Raw genomic sequence first — 25,875 nt, 5'->3', positions numbered from 1 at the left:
TTGCTTTGAAGCGGGAGCCGGGATTTGCATGGTCATAATCCTTTACCTCCGGTTGGCTGCACGTCAGCAGGTTCGTCTTTCCAGACGTCGCGCAGGAACGTGGTCGCAGAGGGATGCGGCAGATAGTTTTTGACGTCCCTGCGCACCACGATGGAATCAACCATTTGCGAGAGCGGCACCAGCGCCGGGATCAGCGCGTCATAGCGTTCCTGAATGGCGAAGTAATCCTGTTTTTGTTTCTCCGGGTCACGTTCGAGCAGCGCCTGATCAATATCCGTGTTCAGCTGTTTGTCGTAAAAACCGGTGCGCCAGCCCTGAAAGTTGGTCAGCCGCGCCGCGTCGTTGTTATCCGGGTTATAAACCAGCGCGCGCAGGCTGGAATGCGGATGCGGTTCCACGCCGCTGCCGCCGCGCCCGACCAGCATGTCGAACTTACGTTCACGCATCGCGCCGTAAATCTGGTTACCGGTGCCGGTGACAATTTTGGCGCGAATGCCTGCCTGCATCAGCGTTGACTGCACAGCAATGGCGATATTGAGGAATGGCTGATCCGCCAGCACCCGCAGCGTGGTATCAAAACCGTCGGGATATCCGGCTTCTGCCAGCAAAGTTTTCGCCCGCGGAATATCAAGCTGGTAACCCGGATCCGGCAACGTGGCAGGCATCCCGACCTGAATCGGCCGCTGATGCACAATGCCGTAGCCGTTCATCAGCGCCTTGCCGATTCCCTGATAATCAATCAGATAGCGCACCGCTTCGCGTACTTTCGGGTTAGCAAAATGCGGCTCTTTCATGCTCATCGCCACGTAATAAATGGTGCCTTTTTTTACCTGATCGACCTGCATCGCCGGGTCGTGACTGAGCGCGGTAACATCCGATACGGCCATGTTATTGGCAATATCCAGATCACCTTTTTCAATCATCAGGCGCAACGTCTGCGACTCCTGAAAATGACGGAAGACTACGCGCGAAAGCTTAGGTTCACCGCGCCAGTACTGCGGATTACGGCTCATGTTCAGCACGTCTTTCGCCTGCCAGTTATCGAGGCGAAACGGCCCGGAACCGGCTTCGTTGGTGGTCAGCCAGCGGTTACCCCAGTCGCCGTTCACTTCATGCGCCTGCACAGTTTTGCTGTCCAGCGCTACCACGCTGCCGAGCGCCGCCAGTGAGTAAATCACCAGTTTCGGGTCATTGGGTTTCGGTAACTGAATTTCGACGACACCGGGAGACGGCGAACGTACCATCTCATCGACATTCTTTTTGCTGAAACCGTAGGATTTCCACACCGAGGCCTGTGCCAGATTGAGGTGCAGAATGCGGCGCATGGACCACACCACATCGTCAGCGGTCACGGGATTGCCGGAGTGGAATTTCACGCCGTCGCGCAGATGAAACGTGATGAGATTACGGGCGTCATTGACCTCCCACGAGGTCGCCAGCGCCGGGCGCACGTTGGTGAGTTGTTGGGGATCAAGCTCAATCAGCGGGTCATAAAGATTGACCACGATGCCGACAATATCATTGCCGGTCATCGCTGCCGGATCGAGCGTTAACAGGTTATTCATGTTCATGCCGATGATCAGCTGGTCGGGCGGCGTTTTTGCCTGCGCCGTCCAGCCACCGGTCATCAGCAGGAGCGCGAAAATCCACGCGCCCCACGTTTTGCCAGAGTTCATGATGTACCTTCCGGGTAGAGTCAGAGGTTTATTATTTTTTTCTGCCCGCAGGTCAGTCGCGACTGACGGTATGGGTTTCTATGTAATCAAAATTGATGTCCTCACCCAGGCCAGGGCGGTCAGAAAGATGCACAAAACCGTGCTCATCCATCGGGTCAACGATGCTGTTCAGATACGCAGCGGGTTCGTCGTATTCCAGGAACGGATGCAGCAGACCGCGCTCGTACCAGCGGCAGTTGCGGATAGCACCGACCACCGCCAGACTCGCTGCGCCGTTGCCGTGTACTTCGCAATCCATGCCAAAGGCTTCTGCCAGACTGGCAACTTTCATACACGGCGAGATGCCGCCGACGCCGTTAGCACCGGCACGTAAAATGTCGCAGGCACCGGCTTTGACCCAGTCCGCACGGCTGTGATGTTTACCTCCGAGACTTTCCGGCCCGATCACGTCGATGGACAGGTTTTCCGCCAGCCATGCGTAGGACGCCATGCTCTCTTCTTCCATCGGTTCTTCGAACCAGGCAAAGTTGAGTTTTTCCAGCGCTTTACCAATGGTCAGCGCCTGACTGCGGCTGTACCAGTGATAGCCGTCAAGCATCAGTTCGATGTCCGGCCCGACGGCTTCACGCACGGCGGCGCAGGCTTTGATGTCCATTTTCGGATCCGGGGCGAATGCCACCGGCGGCATCCAGGTGTGCAGCTTGATGGCCTGATAACCGCGCGCGACCAGTTTTTCAGCAAACTGACCGAATTCATCCGGTGTCGATAATCCGCCTTTCAATTCATCGCCGCACATGGTGCTGCCGTAGGCCGGTACTTTCTCGCGGAATCCACCCAGCAGTTTGTGTACCGGCATGTTCAGTTTGCGGCCGATCAGATCCCACAGCGCCTGCTCGACAAACGACAGCGCCCGTTCGGTCAGCTGATGTGCACTGCCGCGTTGCCAGTGCACCAGATCCTGCCAGAGACGTTCACGGTCGAACGGATTCTGACCGATCAGTACTTTTCTGAAAAATGCGTTCACGACGTGCGGACGCACAACTTCCGGCGGCGCGAACGAATATCCGCAATCGCCTTCATCGGTGGTGATGGTTAACATCGCCATTTTTGCCTGACTTTCTTCACCCGGATGCGAATGACCCGCGCTGTCTGAAACACGACGGGTCGGATAAGTAAAAACAGAGACTTCAACAGAACTTATTTTCACAGCGATACCTGCCATTACTGAGTGAGTTAACGCCCTTCAGGGCGCGCCGCAATTGCGTGTTCATTCAGCAATGTGAGCGCACTCACACTTCCTTAAAACCGCAATCCAACAATAATAAAATAGCGTTTCAATATTGAACTTAGACAGTTTCCTGAAGCATTTCCACGGCTAAAAGCCGAAAATTTCCGTGTTTGTTTGGGCATCTGCACGGACGAATGTGAGCATTTTCACGAAAGCAGGGGGAAGTGTGATCTGTACAGGAAATAGACGGAGTGAGTATGGGGAGATATTCAGTCTATGTTTGTGATGAAAAAAGTTGTGATCAGAAAAGTGGGCACAGGAAAGCCATTCCGTTAGGCTATCGGTACTGGAAAGTATTTGGTGATCAGCCGGAGTAGAAAATGTTGCGTGTTATTGATACGGAAACCTGCGGATTGCAGGGTGGCGTGGTGGAAGTGGCCTCCGTCGATATCGAGAACGGGAAAATTGTTAACCCGATGAGTGATCTGGTGCGCCCGGACCGTCCGATCAGCCATCAGGCGATGGCCATCCACAAAATCACCGAAGCGATGGTGGCCGACAAACCGTGGATTGAGGAGATCATCCCGCGCTACCACGGCAGTCAGTATTATGTTGCTCACAATGCCAGTTTTGATCAGCGCATGCTGCCTGATATGTCGGGCGAATGGATTTGTACCGTGAAACTGGCGCGGCGTTTATGGCCGGGGATTAAGTACAGCAATATGGCACTCTACAAATCTCTCAAGCTGCAAGTTGCCACGCCTGCGGACTTGCATCATCACCGTGCGCTGTTTGACTGCTATATTACTGCCGCGCTGCTGATCCGCATCATGGATGAATCCGGCTGGACGCCCGAAGAAATGGTGACCATTACCGGACGCCCGGCCCTGGTCAGCACCATGATGTTCGGAAAATATCGCGGCCGGAAAATTGCAGAAATCGCCGAGGATGATCCGGGATATTTGCGCTGGATGCTTAAAAACATCAAAGAATTAACGCCGGATTTGCGGATGACGCTCAGACATTATCTCGACGCCGAGTAAGGGACTGAATGTGAGTCAATCCGGGATTTTATTCCTGCACACACTCAGCACCAGTTGTCGCAACCAGCGATGCGCCGGATCGACTTCTGAACGCGGATGCCACATCTGAGAGATAGTGATTTCGCGGGTGATCACCGGCAGTTCAAACGCATGTAACCGGTCTGGCTCAGCAATGAGAAATGAAGCGGGGATCAATGCCACCAGATCGGAGTTTTGTGCAATCGCCAGCGCGGCAGAAAAACCCGGCACGACGGCGGCGATTTTCCGTTTCAATCCGACTTCGGCCAGCGCGTCATCGACAGGCCCGTAGGTGTTGTTTCGGCGCGAAACGACAACATGCCCGAAAGACACATACTCGTTCGCGGTAATCATTTTCTCACCCGACAGCGGATGCCCTTTTCTTACCACGCCCATAAACCTGTCGCGGAACAACGTCTGTAAACGAATTTCCGGCCCCATTTCGCCTAAAACACCAATCTCAAGATCGACCCGCCCTTCCCGCAATGCATTTGAGGTTTTTTCCGGTTTTGGCATAAATCTCAAACACACGGAAGGGGCGACCTGCGCAGCAGCGGCAATCATCGCTGCGCCGAAGGCCACCACAAAACCATCATTAGATCGGATCAGGAAAGTGCGCTCAAGTCTGGCGACATTGAAATCTGCCGATGAAGGCCGCAACAGCGCGCGGGCTTCAAAACTGGCATTACGGGCACGCTGGCGGATTTCTTCGGCGTAAGGCGTCAGCACCATATTTCGTCCGGCACGCACCAGCAGCGGATCGCCGGTACTTTCGCGCAGGCGACCCAGCGTACGGCTCATGGCAGAGGCGCTTAATCCCAGACGTCGGGCAGCAGCGGCTACACTTGCTTCAGCCAGCAGCACATCAAGTGCAATAAGTAAGTTCAGATCGGGTTCAGTCATCTGCACAGAGTAACGCAACAGCAATAATGAGAGAAGGCGTTTGGTGCAGGTATTAAGTGCAGATGCTGCGCCTTCCGCACTATATTACCTGCCGGTATAGTTACCTGACTCAATATCAATAAGGCGAATGCGTTATGGAATTATTTTCCGACAAACCAGGCGATGAAGGATTACCCGGCCATGAACGGGGACTGGCAATGGCCGCCGTGATGATCATGGCGACGATGGCAGTGTTCGACGGCTCGATGGTTAACATTGCCCTGCCGCAAATCGCGCAGGCACTGGACATTTCTGCGGGCGCCGCGGTATGGGTGTCGAACGGGTATCTGCTTTCAGCCTCCATGACGCTGGCGATATTTGCCGCGCTCGCCAGCCACATCGGCTTTCGTCGGCTGTTTGCCGCCGGATTGACGGTCTTTACCCTCGCCTCTTTGGGTTGTGCGCTGTCGTCATCCCTCGACATGCTGATTATCATGCGTGTGCTTCAGGGTATCGGTGCGGCGGCTACGCTTAGTATCGGCCCGGCGATTTTGCGCTCGGTGTTTCCCAATCGTTTACTCGGGCGAATACTGGGGCTGAACGCCCTGATGATCGCCACCAGCACCGCCGTCGCGCCGGTTCTGGGCGGGACAATACTTTCGGCGATGAGCTGGCAGTGGCTGTTCGCCATTAATATTCCGCTCGGCATTATTGCCGTGGTGATTACGCTGCGCGTGGTGCCCTCCAATCCGGCTGGCACGCGTCAGCCATTTGATACGGCGGGTGCAGTTCTGTCGGCGGTGGCGCTGGGCGCGCTGATTATGGCCGCCGAATCCTTCGCACATCCGGGCAGTGACGAACTGGCGACAGCCTTAACGTATGGCCTGACAGCAGTGATCGCAGGCGCAGCTTTTGTCTGGCGTCAGCGTCGTGCACCAAAACCACTGCTGCCGCCTGGTATGTTTGCATCCAGCCGGTTCACGCTGGCGGCGTTCACTTCGCTGGCCTCTTTTGTCAGTCAGGGCATCACTTTTGTCGCGCTGCCATTTCTCTTCCAGAGCGTTTACGGTTACAGCGCGTTTGTTTCAGCACTGCTTTTCACGCCGTGGCCGCTGGGAATTATTCTCGCCGCGCCGCATGCCGGACGCCTTGCTGACCGCTATCCGGCAGCGATCATTTCGACCGCAGGATTGTGCGTTTTCGCGCTGGGTTTATTGCTGCTGGCAAAACTGCCACCACACCCGCAGATGTGGGATATCGGTCTGCGAAGCTTTATCTGCGGCCTGGGCTTCGGCTGCTTCCAGAGCCCGAACAACCGTGAAATGCTCTCCAGCGCTTCACGGGAAAACAGCGGTTATGCCTCCGGTGTGCTGGCGATCATGCGTACCTTCGGTCAGTGTCTGGGAACGGCGTGTGTCGGCATTATCCTGACCATTTATTCGGCCAGTACTGTGTTACAGGAAGCGCAGGCGGTGAAGGTCAGTTTGTGGGTGGCGGTGATTGCCACGGTGCTGGCGATGCTGATCAGTCTGAGCCGCTTGCGAAACCCTGCCACTCACCTGCAAAATGGCTAAAACTTACACATGCTGATCAAGGATAAATTCTATGCTGGAACTGAGACCCAATTGCGAGTGCTGCAACACCGATCTGCCCCCGGCTGCTGACGCCAGAATTTGTTCATTTGAATGCACATTCTGTGTCCCTTGTGCCGAAGATAAACTGAGCGGGATATGCCCCAATTGCGGCGGAGAACTTGTCGCACGCCCGCGCAGACCGGCAAATAAACTGGCGAACAATCCGGCCTCCACCACGCGGGTATTTAAGCCAGAGGGGTGTGCTTCTTAGTAATGGCTGAATGAAATCTGGATCATCATTATAAATAAAGGATTTTTATGCCTCGCTATTTTTCTCTGGTTTCTTCATCTGCACTGATTGGTTCGGTTTTTCTGCTCACCGGATGTCCGCCTCCGCCTGATTTAACGCAGTGGCAGCGCCCCAATAGCAGCATAGATGATGCGCGTGTTGCGATGGGGCAATGCGGCGTCCCGCTGCCGGGGCCGGAACCTTCTTTTACCGATAATGAATCGGTGCTGTATTACCAGTGCATGGAGGGGAAAGGATTTACCTATAAGGGGGGTTTTCACATTTGCGATTACTACAAAAACACCCCTGCCTGCATCGAGAAACAACAGGGTCACCCGCTCAGTCAGCGACAGCTCGAAGCACTGCCTTTTGTCGCTGATGAGGGTTTTCATCCGATCAAACCGGATTCAGGCCGGAATGAATACCAACTCATCAGCTGGCGTAAAGCGGGTGCCTCACGGCATTTTTCGCACGCAGCTGAGAATGACAAGCTCGCGTTACAGGTGATGTATGAATGCGGATATCCGAAACCGCTGGGCTCGGTTCCTTTCGTTCCAACCGTCCTGAAAGCCGCCAAAGTTCAGCAATGTATGCTGGATAAAGGCTTTGAACCGAAACATAAACTCATGCTGGTTTGCCGCAACTATCCGCAAGTGACAGGCTGTGGGAAATAGCTGCCACTGCTGAAAAAGTTCCACAAAAAAGGCCGCTTGCGCGGCCTTTCAGATTTCAGAGCTTATGACGGCTAATTATTTAGCGTCAGCGTCTGGCAGCGCATAAGCGATGATGTAATCGCCCAGTTTGGTGCCGAACGAACCGTGACCGCCTGCTGCGATAACAACGTATTGTTTACCGTTCACAGAATAAGTCATCGGCGTCGCCTGGCCGCCTGCTGGCAGACGTGCTTCCCACAGTTTGTCACCGTTGCTCATATCGAATGCGCGCAGGTAGTTATCTGCGGTCGCTGCGATGAAGAACACGTTACCGGCGGTAGAAATCGGTGCGCCAAGCATTGGCATACCCATTTTGAACGGCAGCGGTAATGGTGAGCTGTCGCGCACGGTACCGATACGTTTTTTCCACACGATATCGTTGGTTTTCAGGTCAACGCCGGAGATGTAACCCCATGAAGGCTGTTTACAAGGGAAGCCCAGCGGAGACAGGAACGGGTTCAGCGTCACGCCGAATGGCACGCCGTACTGTGGCTGAATGCCCGTCTCAGTACCGGAACCGCCTTTATCGTTTTCATCTGGCTCCATAGGGTTTCCAGGACCACGTGGGATCAGTTTAGACACGAATGGCAGAGCAATCGGGTTAGCGATAGCCACCTGACGATCGGTATCAACAGAAATACCACCCCACTCGAACATGCCGAGGTTACCCGGGAACACCAGAGTGCCCTGCTCGGATGGCGGTGTGAAGGTGCCTTCATAACGCAGTTTGTGGAAGATCACACGACACATCAGCTGGTCATAGATCGTTGCGCCCCACATGTCTTTACCGGTCAGTTTGGCTTCCGGACGGAAAGTCAGTTCGGAGAATGGCTGAGTCGGAGAAACGTGGTCGCCTTTCGCTGCGCCTTGCGGAACAGGTTTTTCAGGTGCATCAACAATCAGCTTACCGTCACGGCGATCCAGCACGAAGATGTTACCGGTTTTAGTCGGAACATAAATCGCAGGAACTTTGTTGCCGCTCTTGTCAGTGATATCAGCTAAGGTTGGCTGCGCCGGAACGTCCATATCCCACAGGTCATGGTGAACAGTCTGGTAGAACCACGCCAGTTTGCCGGTGGTTGCGTTAAGCGCCAGCAAGCCGCTCGCGTAACGTTCCATTTCCGGAGTACGGTTGCCGCCCCAGATATCTGGTGTCGCTACACCGATTGGCAGGTAAACCAGATCCAGCTTGTCATCATAAGCCGCTGGTGCCCATGAGTTCGGGGAGTTCGGTGTGAAATGCTGACCATCCGCAGGGATTTTGTTTGGTTCAGCAGCACCCGGATCGAATGCCCACAGCAGTTTACCGGTCTCAACATCAAAGCCACGGATAACGCCGGAAGGCTCGCGGTTTGAGTAGTTATCAGTAACCGCACCCGCCACGATGATCACAGATTTAGTGATGATTGGCGGTGACGTTGGCTCGTAGTGGCCCGGCGTTGCGTAAGGCATGTTGCCTTGCAGGTTCAGCTCACCGTTGTTACCGAATGCCGGGCAACGTGCGCCGGTTTCAGCGTCCAGTGCGAACAGACGGCCATCATTAACAGGCAGAATGATACGACGTGAACAGACAGCAGGTGCCGCGCCCTTAGCAGCATCACCTTGTGCCGCAGGCGTCGTCTCATGATAAGACACACCGCGACAGGTCACGTGCTGGAAGGTCGGGTTAGAATTGAGCTGTGGATCGAATTTCCACTTCTCTTTACCGGTCGCGGCATCCAGAGCAAACAGCTTCTGGTGTGGCGTACACAGGTAAAGCATGTCGCCGATCTTAATTGGCGTCACTTCATCAGTAATTTCACCCGGATCGTTCGGAGTTTTCAGATCACCGGTACGGAAAGTCCATGCCACGTCGAGTTTGCTGACGTTTTTATCGTTGATCTGGTTCAGTGGCGAGTAACGGGTACCGCCCTGAGTACGGCCATAGGCCGGCCAGTCACTGGCAGGAACGCCGGAATCGGTCGCTGCAGGTGCAGCATCGGCAGCTTTGATGGTGCCGTTGATTTCCTGCGGATCGTTGAAGACGGAGTACGCCAGCACAATCACGGTGAACAGCAGGGAAACGGCCAGTGCGCCACGGGCGAAGGCATTTTTCGCCAGCATCTGGTTATAAACGACTGGCAGCAGGATCCACAGGCCCAGGAAGAAGGTGACGTCTAAACGCGGCGTCAGTGCCCAGAAGTCTGTGCCCACTTCCCACACAGCCCACACCGTGGTGCCGAACAGGAAGATGGCGTACAGCAACAATGCAGAAGAGCGACGGCGATACAGCAGCCACGCGGTAACCAGCGAAATGACACCGGCAATAATGTAATAAAGAGAACCACCTAATTTTGCCAGCCAGATACCGCCGACAAGAAGATAAATCCCGCTTAACGCGGCGAACAAAGCGGTAATTATGACGACGATGCGTGATAACGAGGCTTTCGTTTCCATAGTTGATGACCTTACTGATTTTTATAATCGTCGATTCAGGGTGACCCGAATCTTCAAGAACATCCGGTTCTCACCGGGTGTCATTCCTTGCATGTGCCGCCCTGCTTTCTCAGTGCAGGCACCGGGCAACACCGCGTGGTTCATTGTTCTTACTGACTAAAACGCTTACTTTATGAAATCTATTCGAAACTATAAGAAAGCGTAGCGCCGCCACCGTAGTTTCTGCCAGGTGCCGGTTCGAAATAGCGACCGTTACCTTCATTGACGATGACAGAACCGACGTAATTTCTGTCGAACAGATTGTCGACGCGGGTAAACAGGTCGAGCGTCACTTTGTTCCAGTTGAAGCGATAACCCGCATTCACGCTGGCGACGGTATAAGCCGGTGCCTGTTCACTGTTTTCGTCATTCACTTCGATGTCACTCATGTAGCGCACATCAGCGCCAGCATGCCAGCCATCAACCGGTGCCCACTCCAGAGAAGCGTAGCCCATGTTGCGTGCGATACCCGGCAGACGATTGCCCGCTGGCGTGCAATCCCCGGCGCCGCAGGTCTCATTGCGGAAGGTGGCATCGAGTAAAGTCCAGGCCATTTTAACGCGCCAGTTTTCTTCAATCTGCTGATCTAACGACAGTTCCAGTCCGCGACGACGGGTCTTACCGGCGTTGGTGTAACTCGAACGTCCGCCGACACTTTCTGCAACAATTAACTCGTCGTCGGTATCAGTCTGGAAGACCGCGGCGGTAACTAAACCATTGCCGACGCGCCATTTGCTGCCCAGTTCAACCGTGTTGCTGGTCGAAGGTTCCAGCCCCAGGTTCAGGCCAGACTTGCCGTCAGTGCGGTAAGAAAGCTCATTAATGGTTGGCGTTTCGAAACCGCGACCGGCAGAGATATAGGTGTTCAGCGCCGGCGTCACTGCATAATTCAGTGAAGCCATTGGCAGCAGCTTGTGATAACGGCGCGAACCGCTGTCATCCGGATTACTGCCGGTAATGTAGTAATCCTGCGAATCAAAACTCACGGTGCTGTAGCGCGCACCGGCATCCAGCGTCCAGCGCGACGTCAGGTTCCACGTGGTTTGCAGATAGGGATCGAGGTTCCACATCACGTTCTTTTCATTGCGACGTTCGTCGCCTTTCACGCCCAGATCGCCTTCATCATTGAAGTTTTCATAACCAAAGCGGCGTTCGGTCATGGTTTCATAATCCAGACCGCCGGTAACGGAGAACGGCACAGAACCAATCTGATCGTCATGTTTCCAGCGGGTATCCACGCCGGAGTATTTACGTTCCAGAACGATCACCCCGCCTGCGTTCAGCGGATTCTTCTGCGATGCTGCCGGAATGGTCTGGTATTGCGTGGTGTGGCGCTCGCCGTGATAGGTCATCAGGCTGAACTCATCGTTCTCGCCTATCTGACGCTGATAACGCAGGCCAACCTGAGTCTGATCCAGCGATTTGCGCGCATTGTATTGATCGGCGCGTTTCGCCTGCGTCGGGTCATCGTGCCATTCGGATTCAGTCAGACCGCCCGGATCGTTCGCATCAACAGAAACGCTGTTAAACATCAGCGTCAGGGTACTGGCATCATCAATGCGCACGCCCAGTTTGCCGTTACCGAGGTTTTTCTGCGTACCACTGTGGTCGCGATAGCCGTCGGTGGTAAAACGTGAGCCGGAAATCAGGTAATTCACATCACCCGCGTGTGTGCCGTCGCCGGTCGCACCGCTGGCTTTTACGCTGTTACGAAACGAGCCGTAACTGCCAAAATAAGTGCCTGCTTCCAGTTTTGCAGGCTGAGAACCGGTCTGGGTATCCACGTTCACCACGCCGCCGGAAGCATTGCCGTACAGCGCCGAGAAAGGACCGCGCAGCACTTCCACGCGTTCTACCGAGTTCAGATCGATATTGGAGGTCTGGCCCTGCCCGTCAGGCATCGTGGCCGGAATACCATCAACGTAAATACGCACACCGCGCACGCCGTACATCGAACGGCTGCCGAAGCCACGCACGGAAAGTTGGAGATCCTGCGCGTAATTCTGGCGGTTCTGCACCTGTAAACCCGGAACACTGCCGAGGCTTTCTGACAGGTTGACCTGCGCTTTGCTGTTTCTGAAATCGTCGCCATCCACCACGCTGACCGCTGCGGGTGTGTCCAGTTCTGACAGACCCCCGCTGATTTCGCGTTTAATGATCATCAGGGAAGAAGAGTCTGATGAATCGTCAGTATCGCCCTTAGAGGCGTCGGTCGCTGACTGCGCGTAACTGACTGAAACCGGGTTCAAAAATGACAAGAACGTGATGATAAAAGCAGAGGTTTTGGCGTTCACTTTATGAGTTCTTTTGTTTTGTGTTAAAAGGCTGGGTCAAAAACAAGACACATCTCTCAATTTTAGACATTAGAAGTAGACATAAATCGACCGTTCTGATTGAGAGCCGTAAGGGGGCTCACTATAGATTTTTTCTTCCTGTTAGTACATACGCAACTTTACAAATATAACTTTTTAACAAAATACCGCACGCAGTGTGCATCATGATGCGATTTTTCAATTAAATCCCCGCGTAAACTTCGTGGATTAATTGGCCTGATACCGTTTTGAAGGCCGGGCAAAATAAAACACCGCTTTCATTTGAAAATTCACCGGATAAATCGACGCGTATAATAAGCCTGTGAATGGTAACGGTTACATTATAGATAATTCACTGATATAAAACATATAAATCATAATCACGAAATGCCCATTACGACTATTAATCATGCGCTACTTACGGTTAGGTAATTTGACTTTCATCTTTCGAAACCGCACAAACTGAATCTGAGTCAGAATAAATATAGACCACTATTTTAAGACAAGAGAATATTCTCTGACGTTTTTTCACCCAATTTGTTCCGGGTAATGAAACCTTCCCTTCTTTACATAAGATATAAAATCAAAATCCATTCCGCTGTTTAAAATATCCACAATCCGCTCAGGGAAAACGCTTCCACGACCTTAGCCGCCCTGCCCTGATGACGTTTTTGTCATGATCGCGTCACTTCTCTGTCAGACCGTCAGGCTCACAGTGGCCCCGCAGACAGATGTTCATTCCGGTTTAAAACGAAGAGAGGAAGTGCCGTGCGTTTACGTTTAGCTTCAACATTGTTACTGGCCGCTACAGCGGCATTCGGTTCACAGACAGCCGCTACGCCCGGCGAGTAAACGCAATCATCAGGGAAAGTGCGTAGACGACGCTGCCGAGAAAAGCAGCGGGGGCAAGGTTATCGAAAAGATGCCCCGGCTGGGCATCTGAGTACAGCACCAACCCGACAACGGAAATTCCCATCATTGCGCCGGGAATATGGATCCAGCGGGTTAAGCGTTGCTTTTGCGCTTTGTAGGCAGCGAACTCCTGATTCGTGCGCTCCAGCGCCTGGCTAAGCCGTTCGCAATCTTCTTCGTTATCGCGAAAACGTTCTGCCAGACGGCTGTTTTCGTCCTGAAGCTCAGCGAGCTGCTTTTTCAGTTTCGTCCTTTCGCTCTTCGCGTTTTGCCCTTCGTACTCTTCCAGTTTCAGGCTGGCACGCAGTTGCGTGACTTTACGGTTCGCCTCAGCCGTCAGTTCTTTCTGCTGTCCGAGCAGCGCGTAATTACCGTCCGCACGGCGGTTGGCAGCGTGACGTTTGTCTTCTTCCTCAACGATCTGGCCCTGTAGCTTGTCGCGGGCGGCGGCCATCGCCGCCATCTGACTGCCCATGTAAGCAACAAGATTTCTTGACTCTTCCAGCCCGGCGGAGGCAGAGTTTCCGGCAGTTTGCTGACGGGATCGCATCAGCGCCAGTTCGTCGGCGTGCTGCTTTTTCTGTATTTCAGACTGGCGCAGCAGTTCGCTGACCCGCGTGTTCAGGCGGTATAGCTCGCCTTCAAGTCGCTGAACATCTTCTTTGTTCCCGCTGCCGGTTTGATGACGCGCCACAGCCAGTTCTTGAGTCAGGCTGCGCACCTGTTTTTCCAGTGACGCCAGTTTTTCCAGCGTGATGGCGGTGTCTTTAAAAACGGTTTTGACTTTGGCTTTATCGCCTTCGGCACGGCCGAAACTGACGCCTCTGAGCGCGCTTTCCACTTCGCGGGCGATAGACGTTTTATCCATTGCCTTCATCCGGTTGCACGCGCTGGCCAGAAAAGTGGCCGCTTCATTGCTGTTACCGGTGCCAAAGGCTTGTTTGATAAGGCTCTGTATCACGCTCATGGTTGTCGCGCTCACCTGCAGTAAAAGTCAGGACACTCCCGTTGTGACCCCGTTTACTTATTGTATCAGATAGGATTTATTTTATTTACAGGAGTTATTTTAAGCGAAGTGAGTACAGCAGGATCCGTGGATTTTAGGACTTAAATCGCGATCACCCGCAAACTCTGCACCCCTTTTGCGCCGAGCATCAGCGCACTTTCGCTGTCGGCCATCGCGGCGGACCCCGTTACCATCACCGTATAACGGGCATTGAAGGGTTGCGGATGGCGATGAGCAAGGTGCAGATGTTCGATGATGTGCTTCACGTCGAGCAGCACCACCAGATGTTTCGCCATCGCGCTGAGGGAATTCACACAAAGCTGCGGATCGCTGAGAAACACTGCACCGGTTTCAGCCACACCAAAGCAGGCGCGAACCACGCCGACATCCACATCTTTAAGCGCTGCCGCCTGAGTGCGGGCGCTGAAATCCACTTCCGCGATAATCTCCGGCGTGGCGGAGCAAAACAGGGAATCAGCCGGATACAACCCGCGCAGATAGGCGTTCAGCGTGGTGTAGCCATTCTGCGGCGTACGCAGAAAAGTATCGTCCCAGATGCCGCCCATCAGGGTCAGCGCGCGGCCAAACTCTTCCGCCAGGTCAGGGTTTTCAGGCTGTGGCGGAAATAGCGTTTGCATAATCTTATGCTGACGAATGCCGGTGAGGAAATCGTTGCGGCTCATGATATGTCCTTATAAGCCGGAGTCAGGTTGCCCCACTCCGGCCGTTACTGCTGATTAGTGGAATTGCAAATACGCGACGTGCGTTTGCAGATATTCCTGCAAGCCGTGTTTACCGTCTGCGCCACCGACGCCTGATTTACGCCAGCCCGCGTGGAAGCCCTGCATCGCTTCAAAGTTTTCACGGTTGATGTAAGTTTCACCGAATTTCAGCTGTTTCAGCGCTTTCATCGCGGTGTTGATGTTGCTGGTGTAAATCGACGACGTCAGGCCGTATTCGCTGTCATTGGCCATCGCGATGGCTTCATCCAGCGTTTTAAATGTCGCGACCGGCAACACCGGACCAAACACTTCTTCGTGCATGATCGGCATATCTTGCGTCACATCCACCAGCACCGTTGGCTGATAGAAAAATCCTTTGTCGCCATGGCGTTTACCGCCAAGCAGCACTTTCGCGCCCTGAGAAACGGCTTTCGCCACTTTGTCTTCCACGCGCTGCAACGCCGCACCACTGATCAGCGGGCCCATATCCAGCTCTTTTTGTTCGGCAGTATTGCCAAACGTGACTTTTTTCATCGCTTCGCCGATGCGCGAAATGAATTCGTCGTAGACGCCTTCCTGGACGTAAACACGTTCGGCGCAGTTACACACCTGCCCGGTATTGATGACGCGGGAGCTGACTATGGCTTTTACCGCCAGATCCAAATCGGCGTCATTCATCACGATGGCCGGGGCTTTACCGCCCAGTTCCAGCGAGACTTTCGTGACGTTCTGCGCTGCGGCGGTCATGGTGGCGATACCCGCCGCCACGCTGCCGGTCAGGCTGACCATGCCGACTTTCGGGTTGGCTGCCAGTTCCTGACCAACCGTCGGACCGTAACCGGTCACGATATTCAGCACGCCCTTTGGCAGACCGATTTTGTGGATGATTTCAGCAAAGATCACCGCGTTGTTCGGCGTGATTTCACTCGGTTTGATCACGATAGTATTACCGGTGATCAGCGCCGGTGCCGCCTTACGGGCAATAAGGAAGAACGGGAAGTTCCACGGCAAAATACCGGTGGTCACACCGATGGCTTTGCGGAACACAAAGATGTTTTCGTTGGGACGGTCGCTCTGAATGATTTCGCCTTCGTAACGGCGCGCCCATTCAGCCATGTAATCGAGATAATCCGCGGTGAACAGCACTTCGGTTTGCGCCAGACCATAAGTCTTGCCACCTTCAGCAATAATGGTGTCAGTCAGTTCGGCTTCGCGCTCGCGGATACCGGCGGCGATTTTATGCAGCCATACGCCGCGTTCAACCGCAGGCAATGCTTCCCAGCCCGGTTGCGCCGCTTCTGCCGCATCAATGGCTCTTCTGGCATCTTCTGCCGAGCCTTCAGGGATCTGCGAAATTACCTGTTCTGTTGCCGGATTCACAACGTCAATCCACTTACCGCCGGTGTTTTCAACGAATTCGCCGTTGATGTACATACGTTTCTGAACTGTGCTCATGTAGGGAGTCTCCAAGATACGGATAGAGGTGATGAACGAGTTGTTAATAAAAAAGCTCTTTTTTGTGAAGTTTTAACAGCCTGTTCTATCCGTCTGGTTTTTACCTTTCCGTGATTGCCATTTAATTTTGAGAAATGGCAAAAATGTCATAGTCGTGTTGCCCGACATAACATTTCTGCAAATTATGGTGATATCTACTGACGAACACTTCTTGGCGCATAGCCAAACTCGCGTTTAAACAATGTGGAGAAGTAATTGCTGTCGCAAAAACCGCAGTTATGGGCGATCTCGGTAATCGGGCTGTCGCTGAAACGCAGCATATTGCGCGCATTAAGCAGGCGCAGACGGTTGAGATAATTGAGCGGCGTGCAGCCGGTTTGCTGTTTCATCTGCCGGTGCAAGGTGCGCAGCGACATCGAGAACTGCGCAGCCAGTTGCGGCCAGTCGATTTCTTCGTCGTAATGTTCGTTCATCCAGTCCAGCAAATTATTCAGGTCACCGCCCTGCCCGCGATAACCCACGTCGCGGCTGCCTTTGCGCAGCAACAATAAGAGCTGCATAAAGTACAGCTCCTGCTGCGCCTGATTTTCCGGTGACAGGCTGAAGGGCTTACGCGCCAGCTGATCAATAATGGTTTTGGCCTGAGTTATCTGATTCGGACTGATGCGCCAGTGCGCCGGATAAATTCCGTCCACTTCCTGCGGTAACAAATCGCTGACGCAATTCAGGAACCGAAACGCATTTGGGCTGCGGTACAGCACGTTGGTCAGATGCAGATTGTCGGTATCTTCATAAAGATGGTGGTCGCTGTGGCGGACAAAACAGACGCTGCCGGCACTGAGGATCAGCGGCTGGTCGTTGAAAACGTGCGTGCCGGTACCCTGCTCGACCAGCACAATTTCATTGAAATCCTGATGATGATGTTCGGGAAACGTTTCCTGCGGATAACGGGGTTCAATGGCGACCGGAAAATCCCCTGAGGAAAAATACTCACTACTGCGTAGCACGGTCATTTCCAACTCCTTATTAACATTATCGTAATATCTTAGTCGTCACCGGCGCGTCTATAAGGCTGAAACTGTGATCCGCCAGCCGCTTTTGAACAAAACATTTCCCTCCTTACAAAATCCTGCGCCATCCGCCGTACCGCGTGGCTTTACACCTTATTTAAGTGCGGACTTCAGAGACCGGTAATGTGTGGTTTTCTGACCGTTTGGCATGACCGAAACAAAATTGTTATCAAATTGTGAGGTTGTTCGCTTAAACCTTTGCGTCTTTGCCATAGTTAGCGCTGAACTGGCACTCGCGGAAAGGTCAGTCTGACGGCAACCTCCTAGAGTCGTGATCATGCGCCTGGCGCGTCGGCAACTTTTCGTCGTTAAACTTTTTGCAGATTTATGCGAATAGCATGCGGAGTACCAACAATGAAATTAAAACACGTACTGAGCCTTACCCTGATGGCGAGCAGCATCCTGCTGGCGGGCGCGGCATCGGCAGAAGTGAAAATTGCGCTGGTAGCGAAATCGCTGGGCAACGGTTTTTTTGAGGCGGCTAACGTCGGTGCGCAGCAGGCAGCCAAAGAACTGGGGGACGTTAAGGTAATTTATACCGGCCCGACCACCACCACCGCCGAAGCGCAGATTGAAGTGCTGAACGGCCTGATCGCGCAGGGTGTCGATGCCATTGCCGTCTCCGCAAACGACCCTGATGCGCTGGTGCCGGTACTGAAAAAAGCCATGCAGCGCGGGATTAAAGTGGTGTCGTGGGATTCCGGCGTCGCCAAAGATGGCCGCCAGATCCACCTCAATCCTTCCAATAACGCGCTGATCGGCGAAACTAACGTCAAACTGGCCGCCGATGCGCTGAAAGCCCTGAACGTGGAAAAAGGCGATGTGGCAATCCTCAGCGCCACGCCGACCTCCACTAACCAGAATCTGTGGATCGCAGAGATGAAAAAAGTGCTGCCTAAATATCCTTCGGTGAATCTGGTGACTGTCGCTTACGGCGATGATCTGTCAGATAAAAGCTACCGTGAAACCATCGGATTGCTGAAATCCTACCCGGATCTGAAAGTGATTATTTCTCCGTCTTCCGTCGGTATCGTGGCGGCGGCGCAGGCGGTGAAAGATCAGGGCAAAATCGGCAAGGTTTACGTAACCGGCCTGGGTTTGCCGTCTGAAATGGCGGGTGCGGTGAAATCCGGGGCAACGAAAAGTTTCGCCATCTGGAACCCGATTGATCTGGGCTACGCCGCGACTTATCTGGCGGACGATTTAGTCAAAGGCACCGCCACCAAAACCGAAGCCAGCATGGGCCGTTTAGGCAAAGTGAAACTGGATGCTGACGGCAGCGGCGCGATGGCAGAACCGTTTGTCTACGACGCCAGTAACATCGACAAATTCTCCAAAATCTTCTGATCCTGAATGCGGCTCATCGTGATGCGGTGAGCCGTTTTGTTGTGCTTAGCCAGACAGGGGAACTGAAATGACAGACTCAACGACGCCGCTTTTATCATTAAAAGGCATCAGCAAAGTCTTTCCGGGTGTCAGGGCGTTAAACAACGTTCACGTGGATTTGTATCCGGGAAAAGTAACCGCCCTGATTGGCGAAAACGGCGCGGGAAAATCGACGCTGGTGAAAGTCATGACCGGCATTTATCAGCCGGAAGAAGGCGAACTGCGTTATAAAGCGATTCCAATCAAACTGCCGAATCCCGAATCCGCGCACAAAGTTGGCATTACCGCCATTCATCAGGAAACCGTGCTGTTCGACGAGCTTTCCGTCACCGAGAATATTTTTGTCGGCCATTACATCTATCGCGGGCTGTTTAAACGCCTGAACTGGCCGGTTATGCATCAGCAGGCACGCGATATTCTGACGCGCCTGGAAGTGAACATTGACCCGCACGCCACCCTTAAAGACCTGAGTATCGCGCAGCGTCATATGGTGGCGATTGCCCGTGCGCTGTCGTTTGATGCCCAGGTGGTTATTCTCGATGAACCGACCGCTGCGCTGTCGCAGCATGAAATTGTTGAGTTTTATCAGATTGTTGAACGCCTGAAACGCGAGGGTAAAGCTATCCTGTTTATCTCGCACAAGTTCGACGAGATTTTCTCCATTTCCGATTACTACACGGTTTTGCGTGATGGCAGTTATGTCGGTTCCGGCAAAATCAGCGACATCAGCGAACAGCAGATGGTGACCATGATGGTCGGTCGCGAAGTTAGTCAGGCTTACCCGAAAGTGAACTGCGAGCCGGGTGACACCGTGCTCGAGGTGCAAAACCTCAGCCATCCGACCGAGTTTGCAGGCATTAACTTCTCTCTGCGCAAAGGCGAAATTCTCGGCTTTTACGGGCTGGTCGGAGCTGGCAGAACCGAGCTGATGCAGGCGCTGTTTGGCGTCACACAACCCGGTGGCGGAAAAATTCTGATCAATGGCAAAGAACAACATTTCTCCCGCCCTTCTCAGGCTATCCGCGCAGGGATTGTGTACGTGCCGGAAGAGCGCCAGAAACAAGGCGCAATTATTGATTTGCCCATCAGCCAGAACATCAGTCTGCCGCAGCTCAGTCAGTTGAATCCGCATGGCGTGCTCAATGACAAAAAAGAGTGGGCGCTGGCGGATGATTACGCCCGACGTTTGCAGGTAAAAGCATCCAGCTGGAAACAGGCAGTAGGTACGCTTTCCGGCGGTAACCAGCAGAAAGTGGTGATAGCCAAATGGCTGGCGACCAAACCGGACATCATCATTCTCGATGAGCCGACTAAAGGTATAGATATCGGCTCCAAAGCGGCGGTACATCAGTTTATGTCTGAACTGGTCGGGCGCGGGCTGGCGGTGATTATGGTGTCATCCGAATTACCAGAAGTGATGGGCATGGCAGATCGCATCATTGTGATGCATGAAGGGCTGATGGTGGCGGAATTTAATGCCGGTGAAGCCAGCGCAGAAATGATTGTCAGTGCCGCCAGCGGCGCAGGCGAGGAGGCAGCATGATCAAAAACCTGCTCAAATATCGCGAGCTGTTGCTGGCGGTGGTAATAGTGCTGATGATGCTTGGCGTCGGCGCACGTTCGCCGGAGTTTGTCGGTGCCGGAAACCTGCTTGAAATGTTCAACGATACCTCGATTCTGATCATCCTCGCCCTCGGCCAGATGATGGTGCTGCTGACCAAAGGGATCGACTTATCGATGGCCGCCAATCTGGCGCTGACCGGCATGATCGTCGCGCTGATTAACTTCCATCATCCCGATATTCCGGTGTGGTCGCTGGTTGTGCTGGCGACAGTTCTCGGACTGGTGATGGGCGCGATTAACGGCCTGCTGGTGTGGAAAGTCGGCATTCCGCCAATTGTGGTCACGCTCGGCACCATGAGCATTTATCGCGGCATTATCTTTCTGCTTTCCAACGGCGGCTGGATCAACGCTCACCAGATGAGCCCGCAATTCCTCAGCCTGCCACGTGCCACTTTTATCGGCCTGCCGCTGCTCGGCTGGTGTGCGATTGCGGCACTGATTCTGGTGGCCTATTTCCTGCGTTACAGCCGCACCGGACGCGCTTTGTATACCGCAGGCGGCAATGCCACGGCAGCGTATTACACCGGTATTAACGCCGGTAAAATGCAGTTCGTCAGCTTCTGCCTTTCCGGCGCGCTGGCCGGTTTCTGCGGCTATCTGTGGATTTCACGCTTCGCTGTCGCTTACGTCGATGTTGCCAACGGCTTTGAATTACAGATTGTCGCGGCGTGCGTCATCGGCGGGATCAGCACCATGGGCGGCATCGGCTCGGTGGTCGGCTGCCTGCTCGGCGCGCTGTTCCTCGGCGTCATCAACAATGCCCTGCCGGTGATTGAAGTGTCGCCGTTCTGGCAGATGGCGATTTCCGGCGGCGTGATCGTGATTGCCGTCATCCTCAACGAACGCGCCAATAAACGTAAGGGACGGCTGATCCTGCGCCATTCTCCTGCCGTCCAGCCTGTGCGAACTGAAACCGGAGCAAGATCATGAGTAAGACCTTAACTTCGCGCAACACGCCGCATTCAACTGCCGGAGAAAAATCCACCATGTCCGTCACGCCGTTTTTCCGCCGCCTGATGTGCTGGGAAGGATTTTTGCTGCTGGTAACGCTGCTGGTGTTTGTGGTGAATGCGTTCGCTTCGCCGTATTTCCTCAACATCTGGAATCTGTCGGACGCGACGTTTAACTTCACCGAAAAAGCCATCATCGTGCTGCCGATGGCGATGCTGATTATCGCCCGTGAAATCGACCTGTCGGTCGCCTCCACCATGGCGCTCAGTTCCACCGTGATGGGATTCTGCGCGCAGGCCGGTTTGCCGACACCCGCGCTGGTGGGCGTCGGGCTGAGCGTGGGATTGTTATGCGGCCTGATCAACGGGCTGCTGGTGACGCGGCTGAATCTGTCGTCAATCGTAATTACTATCGGCACCATGAGCCTGTTCCGTGGCATCACGTATGTGCTGCTCGGCGATCAGTCGCTGAATAAATATCCCGCCAGTTTTGCGTGGTTTGGTCAGGGGTATGTCTGGGGGCCGCTGTCGTTTGAATTCGCCCTGTTCCTGGTACTCGGCGCGGTGTTTTATTTCCTGCTGCATAAAACCAACTTTGGCCGCCGTACGTATGCCATCGGCAACAATCCGGTCGCGGCGTGGTATTCCGGGATTAACGTGAAACGCCACAACCTGACGCTGTTCGTGCTGGTCGGTGTAATGTCCGGACTGGCGGCAGTGCTGCTGACGTCGCGCCTCGGCAGTACGCGTCCGACGCTGGCACTCGGCTGGGAACTGAGCGTGATCACCATGGCAGTGCTCGGCGGCGTCAGCGTGCTCGGCGGATCCGGCAGCATGACCGGCGTGATCATCGCCGCGTTCCTGATGGGCTTGCTGACCTTTGGACTCAGCCTGCTGAATGTGCCGGGGATTGTGATGTCGGTGATTGTCGGCGCGATGCTGATCGTGGTGATTTCATTGCCGGTGTTGTACCGCAAGGTGCTGGCGCGGGGAAAATAGCGATCACTTTGCCTGCGGGCGGGGATTATGGCTGGAGAGTTGTGTGTCAATACCTTCACTCAGCGCTTCAGCCAATTTATCGAGCATAAAACCGATAAACGCCGTGCAGTCACTGGCGCGATCACATTCGCCCAATATGCGGTAATAGTCCTGCTGCTGATTGTGGATCAGCGTTTCAACCGGAAGCCAGGCCAGTTCAGGTCGCCACTGACTGAGGATCAGCGTCTGCCATAAGCGTCCCATCCTGCCATTGCCGTCGGCAAACGGATGAATAAATTCAAACTCATAATGGAAAATCGAACTGGCGATGAGCGGGTGGATATCCGTTTCCTTTAGCCAATTCAGCAAATCAGACATCAGACGGGAAAGTTGCCCCGCAGGCGGTGCCATATGAATCAGCTGGTTGTCGCGATACACGCCCACATTGCCAGTGCGAAGGTGTCCCGGCGCATCCACCAGTCCGAGCATGAGCGTCTGGTGGGCTTTCAGGACATCATCAAGACGATGACTTTTCCACGCCGGTAATTGTTCGTAAGTCAGGATGGCGTTACGCACTTCCTGAATATCCTTTTGCGGCGCAAGCACGCGCTTGCCTTCCATAATGGCCGTGACCTGCTGCGTGGACAGGCTGTTATGTTCGATAGCGAGTGAAGCCTGAATAGTACGGATACGGTTTTCTTTGCGCAGAAGCACAGATGAGTGTTCAGCATGTGCAGCCCAGCGCCCCAGCAATTCCCCGACGTCCACAACACGGCTGAGGATCTGCGATGTGATAGTGTACGGAGGCTGATAACCTGCCATTCAGTGCTCCTTTTGAAATAATGATTGCGCATAGTATCACGCGGTAAAATCTTCAAAAAACCTTCTTTCATCACAGCCCCTTGATCCGTGCAGCCCTCCTCCCGTAGTTTAATCAGACACCGGGTTTCTGAATGACTTGTAACAGGGGAAAATATATGCGGATTTTAGTTGTGGGTGCTGGTGCGACCGGCGGGTATTTCGGGGCACGTCTGGCGCAGGCCGGGCAGGATGTGACGTTTCTTTTACGTGAAAAACGCGCGCTTGCGGTTGAGCAAAACGGGCTGACTGTTCACAGTCCGCATGGTGATTTCCATTTCCAGCCTAATGTCTTACAGGCCTCGCAGCTCTCCGGTCCCTATGACCTGATTTTACTGACCGTTAAAAGCTTCGGGCTGGAAGCGGCAATGAAAGATATCGCGCCGGTTGTCGGTGAAAATACCATGGTGATGCCGGTTCTCAACGGCATGAAACACATGGAGACGCTGAGTCTGCGTTTCGGCGAGCACGCCCTGATCGGCGGATTATGCAAAATCAACGCAACGCTGGATGCCGACGGCCATATCCATCAGATGACGCCATTGCACCAGATTATTTATGGCGAACTTTCTGGCGAAAAAACCGAACGCATTCTGAAAGTCGATCAGGCGTTTCAGAGCGCAGGCGTTGAAGCCATCCTTTCTGAAACGATTATCACGGATTTGTGGGAGAAGTGGTTGCTGCTTTCAAGCCTCGGCGCCATCACCTGCACCATGCGCGGAAACATCGGCCAGGTGGCTTCTGCACCGGGCGGAACAGAGTTCGCCCAGGCTATTGTCACGGAGGCACTGACCACCATGAAAGCCTTTGGCTACGCGGAACGCGCGGCGGCGGTGGCAAAAGTCAGGGAAGCGGTGACGGATAAAAACTCGCCACAAACCTCGTCCATGTACCGCGATATGATGCAGGAATATCCGATTGAAGCCGATCAGATTGTTGGTGATCTGGTCGAGCGCGCCACGCGTGTGGGGATCAGCGTACCGCATCTGCAGGCCGCTTATACACATTTGTGTGTTTATCAGAAGAACTACTTAAAACAGTAAAACCTTTCCGCCTGTTCATGCAAATTTCAACGCTGAACGGGCGCATTCTGTTGAATTACGCTACGAGAAGATTACGTGGAAGCACAATGATGAGAACATCATATTTGCTGACTCGTGGAATGATCGCCAAACTGCATAATTAAAAAGGAGCAAAATGCCCCTTAATCATAAAGCCATTTACCCGCCCGAGCCGATTCTGCAAACATTCTCACCGTTAAAGGCTTTCTGATCTTTTCAACATCCTTACGCTTAGCCTTAAACCAGCGAGTTAAAAAAGGAAGGTTTTCCCAAGGGAAATAGTGGGACCAATTTACGACTGAAAGATCCACTTTAAAGGTTTTTTCATAGGCTTCGAGAGCACATATGAAATCATCACCCGGAGCAAAATCCTGTAGCTCAGTATCAAACTCAAGCGGCACTTCCCTTTTTAAATCGAAATCGTAGTATCCAGGTATTTCCTCGCGGAACATTAACAAAACTTTTTCTTCCATTAAAAGTACGTCCATTCAATACGATCTTCTGGACGGGCGATTAAGTTATATTTCGATCTGGTTTCAGTTGCTACCTGCTGGACTAATATGATTGCCATTGCATATCCAACAAAGGGAACATATCTATCAATCAATGCAGCCCATTTAGTGGTTCTTCGCATAGTCAGAGTATTGAAAGTCTTACCAACCGGCGTCCACGCTTTAAGGCCAAAGGGTAGTTTGGCTTGCTTTAAAAGTGCTCTTGTTAGCTTTGACGCCACGCTGGTTCCCGTTATTGCAGTTACCATTTTGCCCGGAACCGGAATGTAAGGCTGCCCTGTAATAATGAGAACTGTAGCCGTAGTGTCTAAGCCGAGGTGGTTCGCTAAGCTTTCAATAAAAATTAACCCGAATAACTCTTGATTACTCAGATTCGCATGACCGTGGTAGAAGTACGTCCCGTTTAGCGTTTCGGTGGTATCCATTTTCCATATCCATTTGATTAGCAGGGCTTTAGAATACTGCTGTATTCATAAGCAGGCAAAGGGAATTCTATGTGCGGGCGCTTCACGCAGCAGGAGCCCCGCTTACAGTAATAAACATCTGAAAATCAGGCAACTACGACTTTCGATAATTGTACCCCGCTGAACAAAGGAATACTTTGAAGCCTCACTTTTAAAATGGATTTTTTGAAAATGGCTATACCAGCTTATTTATGGCTTAAAGACGATGGCGGCGCACTGATTAAAGGCGGTGTGGATGTTATCGGGCGGGAATACAGCATCGAAGTAAAAGGATTCCATCATAATCTGATGACGCCAACTGATGATCGTACAGGGAAAATTACGGGTACACGTATTCATTCCCCTATGATGCTGGTGAAAGATTTTGACTGTTCAAGCCCGTATATCTACAAAGCAGTGGTGACGGGTCAATGCCTTGCTTCGGCTGAATTCAAATGGTATCGGATTAATGATGCAGGTCAGGAAGTTGAGTATTTCAACATGCTGTTAGAAGGTGTGCGGATTGTCTCTATTTCCCCAGTAATGGGTCATTCAAGCAATCCTAATGAAAACCATATGGAATCTGTTGAATTACGCTACGAGAAGATTACGTGGAAGCATAACGATGGCAATATCATCTATGCTGATTCATGGGATGACCGCCAGACTGCATAAGAAAAGGGGCTAAG

Annotated in this window: 21 protein-coding genes and 2 pseudogenes; 11 read left to right on the top strand and 12 right to left on the bottom strand. The window is 53.2% G+C overall.

Annotated features, from left to right (window positions below; all coding sequences use genetic code 11):
- Positions 1-32: 32 nt before the first annotated feature.
- Both CKQ54_RS22170 and CKQ54_RS22165 read right to left on the bottom strand, forming a co-directional pair.
- On the bottom strand, positions 33-1,676 hold the full coding sequence (locus tag CKQ54_RS22170) for an ABC transporter substrate-binding protein (protein WP_425272817.1): 1,644 nt from the start codon (positions 1,674-1,676) through the stop codon (positions 33-35).
- Positions 1,677-1,728: 52 nt separating this feature from the next.
- Positions 1,729-2,883 carry a mandelate racemase family protein gene (locus CKQ54_RS22165; RefSeq protein ID WP_037033211.1) on the bottom strand — a complete coding sequence of 385 codons (1,155 nt, stop codon included), beginning with the start codon at positions 2,881-2,883 and terminating at the stop codon, positions 1,729-1,731.
- Between the two features lie 401 nt (positions 2,884-3,284).
- On the opposite strand from CKQ54_RS22165, the gene exoX reads away from it, so the two are divergent.
- A complete protein-coding gene (gene exoX / locus CKQ54_RS22160) occupies positions 3,285-3,947 on the top strand; it encodes an exodeoxyribonuclease X (RefSeq protein ID WP_120162919.1) in 663 nt (220 codons plus the stop codon).
- A gap of 15 nt (positions 3,948-3,962) precedes the next feature.
- On the opposite strand, the gene CKQ54_RS22155 is transcribed toward exoX, so the two are convergent.
- Complete coding sequence (locus CKQ54_RS22155) at positions 3,963-4,868, bottom strand: LysR family transcriptional regulator (RefSeq protein ID WP_120162975.1); 906 nt, start codon at positions 4,866-4,868, stop codon at positions 3,963-3,965.
- A 134-nt stretch (positions 4,869-5,002) separates the two neighbouring features.
- On the opposite strand from CKQ54_RS22155, the gene CKQ54_RS22150 reads away from it, so the two are divergent.
- From CKQ54_RS22150 to CKQ54_RS22140, 3 genes are read left to right on the top strand one after another with little or no spacing between them, the layout of a single operon-like run.
- Positions 5,003-6,421 carry an MFS transporter gene (locus CKQ54_RS22150; protein WP_120162918.1) on the top strand — a complete coding sequence of 473 codons (1,419 nt, stop codon included), beginning with the start codon at positions 5,003-5,005 and terminating at the stop codon, positions 6,419-6,421.
- A 31-nt stretch (positions 6,422-6,452) separates the two neighbouring features.
- Positions 6,453-6,692, top strand: a complete 240-nt coding sequence (locus tag CKQ54_RS22145) for a DUF1272 domain-containing protein (RefSeq protein WP_120162917.1) — start codon at positions 6,453-6,455, stop codon at positions 6,690-6,692.
- A gap of 47 nt (positions 6,693-6,739) precedes the next feature.
- Positions 6,740-7,384: a hypothetical protein gene (locus CKQ54_RS22140; protein WP_120162916.1), complete on the top strand. Its 645-nt coding sequence runs from the start codon at positions 6,740-6,742 to the stop codon at positions 7,382-7,384.
- 75 nt (positions 7,385-7,459) lie between these two features.
- On the opposite strand, the gene CKQ54_RS22135 is transcribed toward CKQ54_RS22140, so the two are convergent.
- From CKQ54_RS22135 to rhaS (CKQ54_RS22110), 6 genes are all read right to left on the bottom strand, one after another.
- Entirely contained in the window at positions 7,460-9,859 is a 2,400-nt protein-coding gene (locus tag CKQ54_RS22135) for a glucose/quinate/shikimate family membrane-bound PQQ-dependent dehydrogenase (RefSeq protein WP_120162915.1), read from the bottom strand.
- Positions 9,860-10,038: 179 nt separating this feature from the next.
- Positions 10,039-12,192 (bottom strand): TonB-dependent receptor PqqU, encoded by a 2,154-nt coding sequence (pqqU, locus tag CKQ54_RS22130; protein ID WP_120162914.1) that lies wholly within the window; start codon positions 12,190-12,192, stop codon positions 10,039-10,041.
- A gap of 853 nt (positions 12,193-13,045) precedes the next feature.
- Positions 13,046-14,089: a coiled-coil domain-containing protein gene (locus tag CKQ54_RS22125; RefSeq protein ID WP_120162913.1), complete on the bottom strand. Its 1,044-nt coding sequence runs from the start codon at positions 14,087-14,089 to the stop codon at positions 13,046-13,048.
- Between the two features lie 140 nt (positions 14,090-14,229).
- Positions 14,230-14,811: an LUD domain-containing protein gene (locus CKQ54_RS22120; RefSeq protein WP_120162912.1), complete on the bottom strand. Its 582-nt coding sequence runs from the start codon at positions 14,809-14,811 to the stop codon at positions 14,230-14,232.
- A gap of 54 nt (positions 14,812-14,865) precedes the next feature.
- On the bottom strand, positions 14,866-16,305 hold the full coding sequence (gene aldA / locus CKQ54_RS22115; RefSeq protein WP_120162911.1) for an aldehyde dehydrogenase: 1,440 nt from the start codon (positions 16,303-16,305) through the stop codon (positions 14,866-14,868).
- A 194-nt stretch (positions 16,306-16,499) separates the two neighbouring features.
- A complete protein-coding gene (gene rhaS, locus CKQ54_RS22110) occupies positions 16,500-17,318 on the bottom strand; it encodes an HTH-type transcriptional activator RhaS (protein ID WP_120162910.1) in 819 nt (272 codons plus the stop codon).
- Positions 17,319-17,729: 411 nt separating this feature from the next.
- Between rhaS (CKQ54_RS22110) and rhaS (CKQ54_RS22105) the strand changes: the two genes are divergently transcribed.
- The 4 genes from rhaS (CKQ54_RS22105) (at position 17,730) to CKQ54_RS22090 (ending at position 22,333) form a co-directional block, all read left to right on the top strand.
- The gene (gene rhaS, locus CKQ54_RS22105) at positions 17,730-18,722 is read left to right on the top strand and encodes a rhamnose ABC transporter substrate-binding protein (protein WP_056779797.1); all 993 of its coding nucleotides are present in this window, start codon (positions 17,730-17,732) and stop codon (positions 18,720-18,722) included.
- Positions 18,723-18,789: 67 nt separating this feature from the next.
- Positions 18,790-20,304, top strand: a complete 1,515-nt coding sequence (locus CKQ54_RS22100) for a sugar ABC transporter ATP-binding protein (protein ID WP_120162909.1) — start codon at positions 18,790-18,792, stop codon at positions 20,302-20,304.
- Positions 20,301-21,314, top strand: a complete 1,014-nt coding sequence (locus CKQ54_RS22095; RefSeq protein WP_120162908.1) for an ABC transporter permease — start codon at positions 20,301-20,303, stop codon at positions 21,312-21,314. The genes CKQ54_RS22100 and CKQ54_RS22095 overlap by 4 nt, the downstream gene beginning before the upstream one ends.
- A gap of 56 nt (positions 21,315-21,370) precedes the next feature.
- A complete protein-coding gene (locus tag CKQ54_RS22090; protein WP_113876654.1) occupies positions 21,371-22,333 on the top strand; it encodes an ABC transporter permease in 963 nt (320 codons plus the stop codon).
- Positions 22,334-22,372: 39 nt separating this feature from the next.
- Here the strand turns inward: CKQ54_RS22090 and CKQ54_RS22085 are convergent.
- A pseudogene (locus tag CKQ54_RS22085) lies at positions 22,373-23,134 on the bottom strand (Fic family protein); the annotation flags it as partial.
- Between the two features lie 155 nt (positions 23,135-23,289).
- Between CKQ54_RS22085 and CKQ54_RS22080 the strand changes: the two are divergent.
- Both CKQ54_RS22080 and CKQ54_RS22075 read left to right on the top strand, forming a co-directional pair.
- The gene (locus CKQ54_RS22080; RefSeq protein ID WP_120162906.1) at positions 23,290-24,213 is read left to right on the top strand and encodes a ketopantoate reductase family protein; all 924 of its coding nucleotides are present in this window, start codon (positions 23,290-23,292) and stop codon (positions 24,211-24,213) included.
- Between the two features lie 43 nt (positions 24,214-24,256).
- Positions 24,257-24,352, top strand: a pseudogene (locus CKQ54_RS22075) (type VI secretion system tube protein Hcp); the annotation flags it as partial.
- Between the two features lie 22 nt (positions 24,353-24,374).
- Here the strand turns inward: CKQ54_RS22075 and CKQ54_RS22070 are convergent.
- Positions 24,375-24,719 (bottom strand): DUF1493 family protein, encoded by a 345-nt coding sequence (locus CKQ54_RS22070; RefSeq protein ID WP_120162905.1) that lies wholly within the window; start codon positions 24,717-24,719, stop codon positions 24,375-24,377.
- Complete coding sequence (locus tag CKQ54_RS22065; protein ID WP_120162904.1) at positions 24,704-25,168, bottom strand: STM2901 family protein; 465 nt, start codon at positions 25,166-25,168, stop codon at positions 24,704-24,706. Before CKQ54_RS22065 ends, CKQ54_RS22070 begins: the two co-directional genes overlap by 16 nt.
- 210 nt (positions 25,169-25,378) lie before the next feature.
- Here CKQ54_RS22065 and CKQ54_RS22060 point away from each other — a divergent pair, with 210 nt between their 5' ends.
- Positions 25,379-25,861, top strand: a complete 483-nt coding sequence (locus CKQ54_RS22060) for an Hcp family type VI secretion system effector (RefSeq protein WP_120162974.1) — start codon at positions 25,379-25,381, stop codon at positions 25,859-25,861.
- Positions 25,862-25,875 lie beyond the last annotated feature (14 nt).

This window comes from Rahnella variigena (assembly GCF_003610915.1).
Lineage (GTDB): Bacteria > Pseudomonadota > Gammaproteobacteria > Enterobacterales > Enterobacteriaceae > Rahnella > Rahnella variigena.
The sequence above is the reverse complement of the archived record's forward strand: the minus strand, read 5'-3'. Positions and strand labels throughout refer to the sequence as shown.